Below are 13,026 nucleotides of genomic sequence, written 5' to 3'. Positions count from 1 at the left end.
GGCTCCATCGATCCAACCGGTCAGGAGGCCTGCCATGKAGCTGTTCGTCGGTCTTGATGTGTCTGTTCGCACCACCAGCGTCTGCGTCATGGATGCGGGCGGCAAGCTGATCCGGGAGAGCAAGGTCGAGAGCGAGCCGGAGGCGATCGACGGCGGGCTCTATGACCCCGCGGTGGGCGCTTTTGCTTGACTCCTACCGCCCCAAAAGAGAAGGCCCGCCAAACCGGCGGGCCTTGGATCAGGTCGGTGCAAAAGCAACGATCAGATGAAACTGACGTTCGCAGCTTCCGGGCCCTTCTTGCCGGCGCGGATCGAGAAACGCACGCGCTGCCCGTCCATCGGCGGCTGCAGGCCGCTGCGGCTCAGCGAACTGACATGCAGGAACACATCCGGTCCGCCATTGTCAGGCGCGATGAAGCCGAATCCGCGATCGGAGTTGAAGAACTTGACGGCACCGTCATAGGGCCCTTCCATCGGGGCGCTGTTGCGATCGCCGAAGCCGCCGCGATCGCCGCGGTCGTAACCACCGCCACCGTAGCCACCACCACCGCCACCATAACCACCGCCGCCGCCATAGCCGCCACCACCGAAATCGTCACGCGGCGGGCGCGGCGAGAACGGGCGCGGAGCACGCTCGCCACGCGGGGCGGCGGGCGTTGCGGTCGAGGCGTCGATCTCGTGCACGGCCACGACCTGAAGACCGCGGCGGCCTTCGCCGAGATCGGCAACGATCGTCGCACCCGGCTGCAGATCCTGCGGATCGAGCGGACCGATGGACGAGACATGCACAAAAACGTCGCCGGATCCGTCGGCAGGAGACGCGAATCCGAAGCCCTTCTCAGGGTCGAACCACTTGATCTTGGCTTCGATATTTTCGTGGGTGACGAAGGGAGCGGGAGCCGAGGGCTTACGACGATCGAACATGCGAGCTTCAAAAATCAGTGACCGGGAAGCGACAATCTAGCGCAAGCCGCGCCCGCCGTCATGGGGGGCGGAGCAGCTAAATTTTCGCCCTCATCCGGCTTCGCTGCAGCGGATAGTCTGCACCTTTTTGGGCATCTCGCCAATGGCCGGAACGAACTGTCCGGTCGCGGCATCGAGCACCATCAGCACGCCGGTCGCGACGGCGAAATAGGCACCGTGCAGCTTCAGCCGGCCCTTGCCCTCGAGGATGCTGATGCAGGGAAACGTCCGCAGATTGGCGAGAGATTGCTGGATCGAGGCCAGCGCCAGGCGCTCGACATAGGTTTCCAGGTCCTCGTTGCGGCCGCGGCCGCCGCTGCGCTGTGCTGCCGGATTGATCAGCGTGATCCATTTTCCGATGAAATCGCCGGGCGAAAGCGGCCCCTGCGCATCATCGGCAAAGGCGCGGATGCCGCCACAGCGGCCATGGCCCATCACGACGATATGCTCGACCTTCAGCGCCTGAACGCCATATTCGAGCGCGGCCGAGGTGCCGTGCAGCTGATCGTCGGGCGAGAATGGCGGAACCAGATTGGCGACGTTGCGCACCACGAACATTTCGCCGGGGCGCGCATCGAAGATGGTTTCGGGCGCGACACGCGAGTCGCAGCAACCGATCAGCATGATCTTGGGAGTCTGGCCGCTTTCGGCGAGCTCCTCATAGCGGCTCTTCTCGCGCGAGAAACGTTCGTCGAGGAAGGCGCGATAGCCTTCCGTGAGCCGCTCAGGAAAAGACTGGGGTGTGTCCATTGCCCTTGTTCGGACAGGAACTGGCCGCCTTCGTCAAGAGATTTGTGCAGCGCGGGAGGAGCGAAGAGCCCCTAGCCCGCCGCAAGAAGCTGTTCCAGCCGCACCGCGAGCAGGTCGGCTTCCCCCGCAACCAGCAGAGTCTTGAGCCGCGCCGTGCTTCCGGCAGCCAATGTCACGGCGGAACGGGAGACCGACAGGCTGCGCGCCAGCAAGGCGATCAGCGCTGCATTGGCCTCCCCCTCGCTGGGCGCGGCCCGCACCCGTGCCTTGAGCACGGCACGGCCGTCCGCGAGGACCTCGATGCCGTCGACCCCGTCGCGCCCACCGCGCGGGGTCAGCCTGACGCTCAGCCGCAATCCCCCGGGCGTCGCCGTCCAGGGAACGGCCATCTCAGAATACGGCAGGGTACAGATAGCGCTCGATCACGCGCTCGATGAAGAAGATGATCAGCAGCAGGATGATCGGCGAGATGTCGATACCGCCGAGATTGGGCAGCATGTTCCGGATCGGCCTGAGCACCGGCTCGGTCACCCGATAGAGGAAATCCCAGACCGAGGAGACGAACTGATTGCGGGTATTAACGACGTTGAAGGCGATCAGCCAACTCAAAACCGCTGATATGATGAGGAGCCAAGTGTAGATGTTCAGCGCGAGCATCACCACGTCGAGAACGGCACGCATCGACATTCCTCTTGTCGTCTTCAGGCTGGTGACGCGGAAAGATTTCGCCATCGCCGAAAAACTCCCGGCGCAGGCGATTGACATTCACGCGACGCAAGGCCTAGAAGGCCAGCGCCTTGGGGCTGTAGCTCAGATGGGAGAGCGCTGCAATCGCACTGCAGAGGTCAGGGGTTCGAATCCCCTCAGCTCCACCAGGCTTTTCCTGGTGGAATAAAGCTAGAAGAAACAAGGGCCTGACGCAGCCGCCGTCACGGCGCGTGCACATGGGCGCTCCTGGTTCGCCAGCCAGCTTTTTCGTTGCCTCTTCCCGGCCAATGGGTGACTGCCCGATTGCTTCATCAATCTGCTCCGCAGTCCTGCCGACGCTGGCGGGATGACAGGGGGAGCGTAGCTAACTTCGAACGCTCCAGCTGGACCGGCCTCCCCAAATCCCCGAACCAAGTATCGAGCGTCATTGGGCAGGAAGCCACCCGTCGCGTGTCCAGATCGACCGCCGCAGAGTTGCCGCAAGTCCGCGTATTTTGGAGCCTGGGGTAGTTGAGCCTAGGATCAGGAGTTGTTGGCGTCCCCGCGAGCAGGTTTATCAGCTGATGGAGGCCAGATTGTCTTGGCAAAGGTGTCTTGTTGCAGCCGGTATCATCCTGCTGTCTGCCGGGATTGCGGGATGCACCACCACGGACGACGCTTCCGCGGAGGCAGCGAAACCGCTCGCTTACTCCAGCGAACAGCCCGTTGACGCGCAACCGGGCTCGGACCGCGCGGGAATCGACCGACTTATCGAACGACATTCCGCGCATTACGAACTCCCTGCGGATTGGGTCCGTCGAATCGTCAAGCGCGAAAGCAACTATCGCCCCACCGCCCAGAAGAATGGCCATTTCGGCCTGATGCAGATCAAACACGCGACGGCGCGAACCATGGGTTATGCCGGCCCGGCGGCCGGGTTGCTCGATCCCGAACTCAATCTCACCTATGGGCTCAAATATCTCCGGGGAGCCTGGCTCGTTGCCGATCGCGACCAGACCCGCGCCGACCGCTACTATCGCAACGGGTACTATTACGATGCCAAGCGGAAGGGGCTTCTCGAAGCAACCGGTCTCGGCAAGGACCGTACGCGGCTAGCCAAATCCCGCCACGCGACGGACAGAGTTCCCGAGGCTCGTTAGCGAAGCTAGGCCATGCGACTGAGGACGTCCGTCACCCGCCGTTCTCGCGCCCGGACGGGCCTGCGCACGTCTGAGATCGTTCTCGGACACTGAGAGGCAGGTGCATCGGTAGACCTATTGGAACATCGGGGTCGATCTCCCGTTCAGCCACCAGTGACCAACAGCGCGCACCTTCTACTGCTGAGTGGATGAAACGTGGCCGAGGAAAACCAATTCATGCGTCCGATCGCGCCTCTCGCCCCCTCTCGGGCGGCGCCCGCTCGGGCGATCGATGGTGGCCTTGGCAATGTTGCMATTGGCGCTTTGATCGTGACGGCGCTCTATCTCGGGCGCGATGTCTTCGTTCCGATTGCTCTCGCAATCCTGTTCAGTTTTGTTCTCGCGCCACTCGTCAAAGGGCTCCAGAAACTTCGGGTTCCCCGTTCGCTCGCCGTCATCACTGTCGTTCTCATCGCCTTCGCGGCGCTCGGCGCCTTGACCGTGGCAATGGTCAACCAGGCAACCCAGCTCGCCGGAGAGCTCCCGGTCTATCAGAGCACGATGCGGGAGAAGATCGCTTCGCTGCGGGGGGCCGGCCCAGGCAGCGGTGTCCTCTCGCGCGCGGCGGACGTACTGCAGGATCTGGGCAAGGAGCTCGATAGGCCAAAGAAGGACGCTTCGCCGTTGGACCCGACGGTCCGCCCCCCGGACGCGCGGCCGATCCCGGTCGAGGTTCACCAGCCAGAGCCAGGTGCGCTGGAGACACTGCGAGCCTTTCTCACTCCCCTCATCCATCCGCTCACGACGACGGGTATCGTCCTGATCTTCGTCGTTTTTATCCTTCTGCAGCGTGAGGATCTGAGGAACAGGTTCATCCGGCTGACAGGAACCTATGATCTTCAGAAGACCACAGCCGCATTCGACGACGCCGCTCGCCGCCTCAGCCGGCTGTTCCTGACCCAGCTTGTCCTCAATGCCGGCTTCGGTCTCGTCATCGGCACCGGGCTCTGGATGATCGGCGTCCCGAGCGCCCTGCTCTGGGGCATTCTCTCGGCGATCCTTCGCTTCATTCCCTATCTCGGCGCCATCCTCTCCGCGATTTTCCCAATGGTGATCGCTGCATCCGTCGATCCCGGCTGGACCATGCTGGCCTGGACAGCCGCGCTGTTTCTGGTTGCCGAGCCGCTCGCCGGTCATGTTGTCGAACCGCTGGTCTATGGCCGCTCGACGGGGCTTTCGCCTGTCGCGATCGTCGTTGCGGCCACGTTCTGGACGTGGTTGTGGGGGCCGATCGGGCTGGTCCTTGCGACCCCGCTGACGGTTTGCCTCGTGGTCCTGGGCCGTCATGTCGAGCGGCTTGAGTTTCTCGATGTCCTCTTGGGAGATCGGCCAGCACTGTCCGCTCCCGAGATCTTCTATCAGCGTGTGCTCGCCGGGGATCCCGCTGAGGCAGCAGACAAGGCCGAAGAGGTTCTCAAGGAGCGCTCCCTCTCCGTCTACTATGACGAAGTCGCCCTGGAAGGTCTGCGTCTGGCAGCCAGCGACGCGGCGCGCGGCGTCCTTGATGCGACACGACAGGCACGGATCCTGGAAACCGTGCGGGAAGTCGTCGATGACCTCGCAGACCATGATGACCGCAATCCTGCAGTCGGAGAAACGACCAACGACCCCGAGGCAGAAGCAGCAATCGCAGAAACTGACGAGGTCGAAAGTTCAGCCGACCTGCCGATGCTGGCATCGGAAAACCTGGGGAAGGCCTTCCGCGGTGAAGACCGGGTGGTTTGCGTCGCCGCCCAATCGGAGCTCGATGAGGCTGCTGCCCTGATGCTGGCGCAGATCCTCAGCAAGCATGGGCTCCCGGCCCGCGTACTGCCTGCAGACACGCTCTCGACGAATAACCTCGCCGCGCTGGCAGCGGATCAACCCGCCCTGATCTGCCTGTGCTATCTCGACGGCACGAGCTCCGCTCATATGAAATACGCCATCAAGCGCCTGCGCCGCAGGCTGCCATCCACGATCATCATCCTCGGCAGCTTGTCGCCAGCAGCGGGCTCGGCGGCCCAACTCAAGACGGCGGTCCTCGCCGACGAGGTCGAAACGAGCCTTCGCGGCATGAGCAATGCCTGCTTGACGCACGCGATGCGCAACACAGACACCTCCATGGCCAAGGAGTCGAGTGTGCCCGACATCGGAATGTCAGGAAACTTGGCGACCATGTCCGCCGGACATTCGAGCTAGGACAGGCCTACGCTATCGCACCGAGCACGCTCCCCTATAGTCGTGGCGATCGTCCATCAGTGAGCGGAACCATGCGCGTTGCAATCGTTGGAGCAGGAGCGATCGGCGGGGTTGTTGCCTGGCATATGACCCAGGCGGGTCAGCGGCCCGTTATCATTGCGCGCGCTGAGACCGCTGCTCTGCTCGCAACGGAGGGCCTGACGCTCCAGTCTCCCTCAGGGACCGAAACCGTGGCGGTGCAGGTCGCCGCCGATGCAGCCTCCGCAGGGGTCCAGGATCTCGTTCTGGTCGGGTTCAAGGCTCATGACTGGGCGAGCGGTCTCGATTCGATCCGGCCCCTGATCGGGCCATCGACGATCGTTCTGCCGATGCTGAACGGCATTCCCTGGTGGTATCTGCAAGGTCTGGGAACGCAGTTCGGCGACCGGAGGCTGGCATCGGTCGATGCGAGCGGTGCGATCGAGACCTCCATTCCAGCCGGTCAGGTTCTCGGCTGCGTCGTCTATATCGGTGCAAACCGGCCCGCGCCGAACGTCATCGCCTGGAACGGCAGAAAGCGTCTTGTTGTCGGCGAGCCATTGAAGCCGCATGACAGCCGGCTGGCAGACGTCGTCGCGTTGTTGAGAGCGGGCGGGGTCGATAGCGAGCAGAGCGCAGATATCCGGACTGAGGTCTGGCAAAAGCTGCTCGGCAATGCAGCCTATAATCCGCTTTCGGCCGTGACCGGGGCGACGGTCGACAAGATCGTGGGAGATCCTGCGGTCAGGGCCGTCGCAAAGTCGATCATGGCGGAGTGTGTCGCGGTTGCCGCCGCGCTCGGGGTCGAGAATCTGCCAGAGCTTGAGGCACGCCTCGAACTCCCTCCGACATTGATCGGTGTGAAAACCTCGATGCTGCAGGACATGGAGGCGGGGCGCCCGCTGGAGCTTGGCGCCATTGTCGGCGCTGTTGCGGAACTCGGTCGCAGGACGGGCGTGCCAACGCCGCTGATCGAGTGCGTTGGCGCCCTGGCGGCCAATGCCTGGCAGCAGCGATGGGGACAATGATCGGGGCGAGGTCAGAACATTATCCGCCTGTGATGATCTCGACCATGCGCGCTGCCAGGTGAGACAGCGGGCGGCTGCGGGCGGTCATCATGCATATCGTGATCGGGATGCGCGGCGTGATCTGCAGTTGGGCGAGGCCATCGAAACGTTGCGCCTCGAACAGCATGCTGTCGACGAGTGAGACATCGCCATCCCGGGCCAGCAAATGCGCGACGGTGATGCTGTAGGGCGCCGTCATGAAAGGGGCGTAGACGAGCCCGGCCTCTTCGTGCGCCTTGGCGATCAGCCAGCCGAGCGGCGACGATTCCCGATCGAAGCAGAGCAACCGGCGCCCCGCGAGTTCGGCAAGATCGACGCTGCCCTGCGCAGCCAGAGGATCATCCTTCCGGACCAGGGCAACGATCGAGCCTTCGGCTAGCGGCGTCAAAGCAATGTCGTCGCTCACGCGCGGCGAGAACATGAAGCCGATATCGGCCGTCCCGTTCGAAAGCTCCGCGACCGGATTGCCCATGATGAGCTCAGCACGTGCGTCGGGATGCGTCGCCAGCAGCTTGCGCAGGGCCCCTGCAACCAGTCCCTGTCCGATGCTGGGCGTCGCGGCGATGCGCAGTGGCAAGGCGCGCCCGGCACGCAAATCCGCGACGGTTTCTCGCAGATTGCACCATTCGCTCTCGACCGCGTCGAGGCTCGCCATCAGTTCCCGCGCTTCGGAGCGCAATACCAACCTGCCGTCGCGCCGCTCGAAGACCGGCACACCAAGGCTTGCTTCACTCCTCGCCACGATCTTGCTGATGGCCGATTGCGTCAGGTTGAACGCACGTGCGGCCTCAATCGTCGTGCCCAAGCGATGCACCGCAAGCAGGATGCCGGCCTGGGTCGGCGTGAGTTCGCTCATGGGGCGCGCTCCATCAAGCAGGCGAGCAGGACCTGCCCGGAGTGCTGCAGGTGGGAGCCTTCCCGATGATGCGCATAGGCGATGACGGCCGGGCTCGCGCGCAGCGGCCGCACGGCCAGCCCCTCGGTCAATCCGCTGCTGATCACGAAACCATCAACGATGGCGACGCCGCAGCCCTCGCGCACGAGATGGCAAGCCGAGTCGGTATGACGGACGGTGATCGAGATCCGCGGTGCAAGGCCCGCTTTGGTCAGAGCCTGCTGGAAACTGTCGGCGCTGCTGAAACCATCCGGCCCATAGCTGATCAGTCGACGCCCCGCGAGGTCCTCGAGGCCGATTTCGTCTCGCGCAGCCAATGGATCTGTCTGAAAAAACACGCAGACAAGCGGACTTTCCTGCAGCGTGATATTCCGCAGCCCTTCGTTCGGCAGGGGCCCGTAGGTGATTGCGAGATCGGCATCTCCCGCCGCCAGATGGGCGGCGACATGATCGAACATGATCTCGACAGGTGCCGCATCGCCGATGGCGCGTCGGGCTGCCGTGATCGCGGGCGGCAGGATGCTGTGGGCCAGTCCCGGCACCGTCACGATCCGGAGGCGGTCGACCATGCCGACCCGCATCATGTCGGCCTCATGGCGAGCCCGCCTGAGCGCCGCGAAAGCCGGCTGCGCCCGCTGGGTCAGGGCCTGCGCCTCAGGCGTCGGCATCAAGCGGCCCTGCAAGGTCGTGACGAGGTTCAAGCCGAGTTCGAACTCGGCAAGCCTCAACGCCTTGATCACGGCGGACTGGCTCATCTCTAGCCCTTGCGCCGCCTCACCGGTCCCGCCGAGCCGGACGAAGGCGTCGAGGACCTGCAGTGAGGAGAGCTTCATGACGCACCCTATTCCAACTGGTTGAAGATCTTGCCAAATCTTTCATTAGCAAGACTAGGAGGCCCATGAAAGGATGCCGGCCGTTGTCGGCATAGAACCGGCACCACAGGGGATCGCGATGACCAGATTTCGTTCGATGGTTTCGGCTGCCGCGCTTGCGCTCGCCGTGATGACGCCTGTGATGGGCGGCCTTGCTTCCCCCGCCCTTGCCAAGGGTATGTTGAGACTGGCGCAGACGCAGGATCTCGTCTCGCTCGATCCGATCGCCACCAGCGACAACGCTTCGATCTTCGCGCAACTGCTGATTTTCGACACACTGCTCCGCCCGAGCAAGGATGCCACCAAGCTCGAGCCTGGCCTTGCCGAGAGCTGGCAGGTCAGTGCCGACGGCACGACCTACACATTCAAGCTGCGCGAAGCGAAATTCTCCGACGGTACCCCGGTCACGTCCGCAGATGTGGCGTTCTCACTGAAGCGGGCCGGCAGCGATGCGAGCAACTGGAAGCGCTTCTTTTCGGGCATCGAGACGATCGAGACGCCGGATCAGCGCACGGTGATCCTCACGCTCAAGAAGACCTTCACGCCGCTTCTGAACAACCTGGCCTTGTTCTCTTCCGCCATCCTGCCGCAAAGGGCTTTCGAGGCGGCGCCCGACCGCTTCTTCGAAAAGCCGATCGGCTCGGGCCCCTTTACGGTTGCAGCATGGAATAAGGGCCAGGGTCTTTCGCTGAAGAAGAACGCATCCTACTGGCAGGCCGGCAAGCCCGACCTCGACGGCGCCGAGCTCCTTGTCATTCCCGAAGGCAACAGCCGCGTCCTGAAACTGCAGGCTGGTGAGATCGACGTCGCCTTGGAAATCCCGCTCAACCAGTTGCAGAGCCTCAGCCGTTCGGGCGCGATCAAGACTGCTGTTGCCGATGTCCTGCGCAGCGACTTCGTGATGATGAACACGAAGAAGAAGCCCTTCGACGATGTCCGTGTCCGTCAGGCGCTGAACTATGCCGTCGACAAGGAAGGCCTGGTCAAGGCGCTGCTCTATGGAACCGGCAAGGTCGCGAACTCGCCGATGCCGCCCATGGCCTATGCCGATTCGACGCTGAAGCCCTATTCCCACGATGTCGCCAAGGCGAAAGCCCTGCTGAAGGAAGCCGGCTATGCGGACGGCTTCAAGACCTCGCTGTTGATCCACTCGGGACGTCCGCTGCACCGCCAGCTCGGACAGGCGATGCAAAGCGCTCTGGCGCAGGTCGGGGTGACGGCCGAGATCAAGCTGGTCGAAGGCGGCACGCATTGGTCGACAACCAAGGCGGGCGACTACGAGATGGCGGTTTCCTACGCGTCTAGCGACACGATCGATCCCGATCAGCTCGCCGGCTTCCTGATCGTCAATCCCGAGCGCGCCAATGCCTACCACACGGAATGGAAGAGCGAGCGGGTCAACGAGCTCTACGAAAAGGAGCGCGTCACGGCCGATGGTCCGGAGCGCGGTGGGATGTTCAAGGAGATGATCAAGCTCGCGCATGAGGGCGCGCCGTCGGTCTTCCTGTTCTATCCCGGCACGTCCTACGCCTATCGCAGCAATGTCGAAGGCTTCGAAGTGCTTCCGACCTCCAATTTCCGCCTGGAGGACGTCAAGCTGAAGTGAAGCGCCGGCGGCCCCGCAGGGCCGCCTCTTCTTTCAGAAGCTCATCATGGTCGGTTACATCTTCAAACGGCTGTTCCAGCTGGTGCCGGTGCTGCTTGGCATCACGCTGGCCTGCTTCTTCCTGCTGCGCGCGCTGCCGGGGGATCCGGCAACGCTCTTGCTCGGGGCGCGCGGCGGCCCTGAGGAAGTTGCGCTGCTGAAACAGCGCCTCGGGCTCGATCTGCCGCTCTGGCGGCAATATTGGCTGTTCCTCGGCGATATCGGTTCAGGGACCCTCGGCCGTTCGGTGGTGCACGGCCGCGCGGTCTCGGAACTCGTGCTCGAGCGCCTGCCGGCGACGCTGTGGCTCGTCGCCTATTCAACCATCATTGCCGTCATCCTCACCGTTCCTCTTGCCCTGCTCTCGGCGGTCGAGCGGGACAAGCCGGTGGATGTCCTGATCAAACTCGTCTTCACCATCCTGCTCGCCATCCCCTCATTCTGGCTGGGGCTGGTCCTTGTCGTCATGCTGGCGATCTGGGTGCCACTGTTCCCCACCTCCGGGTACGGGGACGGCTTTCTTTCGCGGCTGCATCATCTGACGCTTCCCGCCCTGGTGATTGCCCTCGCGACGGCATCGCTGACGATCCGCAGCCTGCGCAGCGGCATCCTGAACGTGCTCGGCTCGGATTATGTCACGACGGCCCGGGCCAAGGGTAATGGCACCAACCGCACGATGCGCGTGCACGTCCTGCCGAATGCCCTGATCAGCTCGATCTCGGTGCTCGGCGCACATACGAGCTGGATCATCGGTGGCACGGTCGTGATCGAAACGGTCTTCGCCCTGCCCGGGCTCGGCTCGCTCTTCGTTGAATCGATATTCGCCCGCGACTACCCGATGATCCAGGGGCTGACCATCGTCTTTGCCGTGCTCGTGGTCCTGATCAACCTGGCGACGGATATCGCCTACGCGCTGGCCGACCCGCGCATCAGGCTGGATTGAACCATGACGCGACTGCGCCGCCTCAATCCGACGCTGCTGATCGGCCTCGTGATGCTCGCCCTGCTGAGCCTGTTCGTCGGGCTGGGGCAAGTCTGGACACCGCATGATCCCTTCCTCATCGACTACGGCAATACGTCGCAGCCGCCCTCACTCGGCCACTGGTTCGGCACGGACGATCTCGGGCGCGATGTCGCCTCGCGGGTCATGGCGGGCGGTCTCGTCGATCTGAGGGTGGCACTGATCTGTGTCGCGGCGCCGGCCATGTTGGGCGCGGCGATCGGTGCGCTCTCCGGCTATGTCGGTGGCCGCGTCGATACCGTGATCATGCGTATCACCGACATCTTCTGGGCCTTCCCCTTCCATGTCCTGGTGATCGCCATCGTCGGCGTGCTGGGTCCCGGGGAATTCAACCTCTATCTCGCCTTCCTGCTGGTGAACTGGATCTCGTTTGCCCGCATTGTCCGTGGCGAGGTGCTGGTGCTGCGCGAACTCGAATTCGTGCAGGCAGCGCGCAGTTTCGGCGGTACCGACCGGCACATCGTTGCCAGGCATGTCCTGCCCAACGCCGTGACCCCGGCAATCGTCTATGCAATGGCGGATGTCGTCCTGACGATCCTGGCCGTGACCTCGCTCAGCTTCCTCGGCCTCGGCATCCAGCCGCCGACACCGGAATGGGGGCTGATGATCTCGGACGGCCGCGAGTTCCTGTTCGACGCCTGGTGGATCGCGACCTGCCCGGGTCTCGCCATCATCTATACCGGTGTGACCTTCGCCCTGATCGGCGAGGGGGTCGACACCGCCTTGCGCCCGAAGGGCTGACCTTTTCCTGCGCGGCCGATGCCTGCGCCATGAGGACATCATGAGCTTCTTTCGCGACGATACAGAACTGCAGCGGATCGGCCGCGCCATCGAGGCCCATGCGTCTTCGATCTATTCCGGACGTGGTGTCCCGCTGGACCAGTTCGCCTATGTCCTGCTGCGCCCTCAGCCTGCTGGTGAGAAACCGGTTGGAGCTGCCCGCCATGCCGACTGGCGGAGCTACCCATGCTCTTTGGTCAAGGTCTTTCACCTCGTCGCGGCGCAGGCGGCCCTCACGGAGGGACGGTTGACCGAGCATGAGGAACTCGACCGCGCGATGCGCGACATGATCCTCTGGTCGTCCAATTCGGCAACGAACTACATCATCGACCTGCTCACCGGCACGACCGGCGACACATTGCTGCAGGGGGAGGCCCTGGCCGACTGGTGCGAGCGCCGCCGGGAGATCAACCGCTTCTTCGCCGGCTTGGGCTGGTCCGAGTTGGTCGGCATCAATCTCGACCAGAAGCTGATGGATGATTTGCGCTACGGCCGCGAGAAAATCGGGCTCGATCTCTCTCCCATCGGCCACAACCGCCTGACGCCGATCGCAATGGCGCGTCTGATGTCAGAGATCTTTTATGGCTCCTCGTTGTTGCCGGAAGCTCGCCTGAAGCGGGTGCGCGACCACCTCATTCGCGACCAGGAAAGTCCCGACCGGGCCCGCGGCGCCTATCAACTGCTCGGATATCTCGGCGGCGGCCTGCCGGACGGTTCGCGGATCTGGTCCAAGGCCGGACGGACCCGCTGGCTGGGCGATGCACGCGCCGAATTTCGCCGCCACGACACGATGCGCGCCATCCTGCCTGGCGGCGAGGACTTCATCCTGACCGTCTTCACCCAGGGCGAAGCGATCGGAGAGGATGACGGCTTCCTGCCGGGGATTGGTAAGTTGGTTGCAGCCGAGATAGCCGGGATTTGAACGGAATCTTGATGTGCACGGCGACGACC

General features: G+C 63.5%; 14 protein-coding genes and 1 tRNA gene. 9 read left to right on the top strand and 6 right to left on the bottom strand.

Annotated features, from left to right (window positions below):
• Positions 1-34 precede the first annotated feature (34 nt).
• Positions 35-190, top strand: a complete 156-nt coding sequence (locus AC1DIO_RS29555) for a hypothetical protein (protein ID WP_476854482.1) — start codon at positions 35-37, stop codon at positions 188-190.
• A 71-nt stretch (positions 191-261) separates the two neighbouring features.
• Here AC1DIO_RS29555 and AC1DIO_RS29550 read toward each other — a convergent pair whose 3' ends face one another.
• The 4 genes from AC1DIO_RS29550 to AC1DIO_RS29535 form a co-directional block, all read right to left on the bottom strand.
• Complete coding sequence (locus AC1DIO_RS29550) at positions 262-924, bottom strand: cold-shock protein (protein WP_441508201.1); 663 nt, start codon at positions 922-924, stop codon at positions 262-264.
• 90 nt (positions 925-1,014) lie between these two features.
• Positions 1,015-1,713, bottom strand: coding sequence for a carbonic anhydrase (locus tag AC1DIO_RS29545; RefSeq protein ID WP_441508200.1), 699 nt, complete (start codon positions 1,711-1,713; stop codon positions 1,015-1,017).
• 71 nt (positions 1,714-1,784) lie between these two features.
• Entirely contained in the window at positions 1,785-2,102 is a 318-nt protein-coding gene (locus AC1DIO_RS29540; protein WP_441508199.1) for a DUF167 family protein, read from the bottom strand.
• A 1-nt stretch (position 2,103) separates the two neighbouring features.
• Positions 2,104-2,394, bottom strand: a complete 291-nt coding sequence (locus AC1DIO_RS29535; RefSeq protein ID WP_441492532.1) for a YggT family protein — start codon at positions 2,392-2,394, stop codon at positions 2,104-2,106.
• A 118-nt stretch (positions 2,395-2,512) separates the two neighbouring features.
• On the opposite strand from AC1DIO_RS29535, the gene AC1DIO_RS29530 reads away from it, so the two are divergent.
• The 4 genes from AC1DIO_RS29530 to AC1DIO_RS29515 all read left to right on the top strand — a co-directional run bounded on the left by AC1DIO_RS29530 (position 2,513) and on the right by AC1DIO_RS29515 (position 6,823).
• Positions 2,513-2,588, top strand: a tRNA-Ala gene (locus AC1DIO_RS29530).
• 408 nt (positions 2,589-2,996) lie between these two features.
• On the top strand, positions 2,997-3,560 hold the full coding sequence (locus tag AC1DIO_RS29525; protein WP_441508198.1) for a transglycosylase SLT domain-containing protein: 564 nt from the start codon (positions 2,997-2,999) through the stop codon (positions 3,558-3,560).
• Between the two features lie 216 nt (positions 3,561-3,776).
• Positions 3,777-5,777 (top strand): AI-2E family transporter, encoded by a 2,001-nt coding sequence (locus AC1DIO_RS29520; RefSeq protein ID WP_441508197.1) that lies wholly within the window; start codon positions 3,777-3,779, stop codon positions 5,775-5,777.
• Between the two features lie 71 nt (positions 5,778-5,848).
• The gene (locus tag AC1DIO_RS29515; protein WP_441508196.1) at positions 5,849-6,823 is read left to right on the top strand and encodes a ketopantoate reductase family protein; all 975 of its coding nucleotides are present in this window, start codon (positions 5,849-5,851) and stop codon (positions 6,821-6,823) included.
• Positions 6,824-6,842: 19 nt separating this feature from the next.
• Here AC1DIO_RS29515 and AC1DIO_RS29510 read toward each other — a convergent pair whose 3' ends face one another.
• Positions 6,843-7,718, bottom strand: coding sequence for a LysR family transcriptional regulator (locus tag AC1DIO_RS29510; protein WP_441508195.1), 876 nt, complete (start codon positions 7,716-7,718; stop codon positions 6,843-6,845).
• On the bottom strand, positions 7,715-8,590 hold the full coding sequence (locus tag AC1DIO_RS29505; RefSeq protein ID WP_441492410.1) for a LysR family transcriptional regulator: 876 nt from the start codon (positions 8,588-8,590) through the stop codon (positions 7,715-7,717). The genes AC1DIO_RS29510 and AC1DIO_RS29505 overlap by 4 nt, the downstream gene beginning before the upstream one ends.
• A 118-nt stretch (positions 8,591-8,708) precedes the next feature.
• Between AC1DIO_RS29505 and AC1DIO_RS29500 the strand changes: the two genes are divergently transcribed.
• The 4 genes from AC1DIO_RS29500 to AC1DIO_RS29485 are packed head-to-tail and all read left to right on the top strand — an operon-like array spanning position 8,709 to position 12,997.
• Positions 8,709-10,235 (top strand): ABC transporter substrate-binding protein, encoded by a 1,527-nt coding sequence (locus AC1DIO_RS29500; protein WP_441508194.1) that lies wholly within the window; start codon positions 8,709-8,711, stop codon positions 10,233-10,235.
• Positions 10,236-10,281: 46 nt separating this feature from the next.
• Positions 10,282-11,217 carry an ABC transporter permease gene (locus tag AC1DIO_RS29495; RefSeq protein WP_441492408.1) on the top strand — a complete coding sequence of 312 codons (936 nt, stop codon included), beginning with the start codon at positions 10,282-10,284 and terminating at the stop codon, positions 11,215-11,217.
• 3 nt (positions 11,218-11,220) lie between these two features.
• Positions 11,221-12,036, top strand: coding sequence for an ABC transporter permease (locus AC1DIO_RS29490; protein WP_476854481.1), 816 nt, complete (start codon positions 11,221-11,223; stop codon positions 12,034-12,036).
• A 40-nt stretch (positions 12,037-12,076) separates the two neighbouring features.
• Complete coding sequence (locus AC1DIO_RS29485) at positions 12,077-12,997, top strand: serine hydrolase (RefSeq protein WP_441508192.1); 921 nt, start codon at positions 12,077-12,079, stop codon at positions 12,995-12,997.
• The last annotated feature ends 29 nt before the right edge of the window (positions 12,998-13,026 follow it).

It is taken from the genome of Allobosea sp. 05T439 (genome assembly GCF_056396005.1).
Note: the sequence above shows the minus strand (reverse complement) of the source record. Positions and strands in the feature narration are given on the sequence as shown.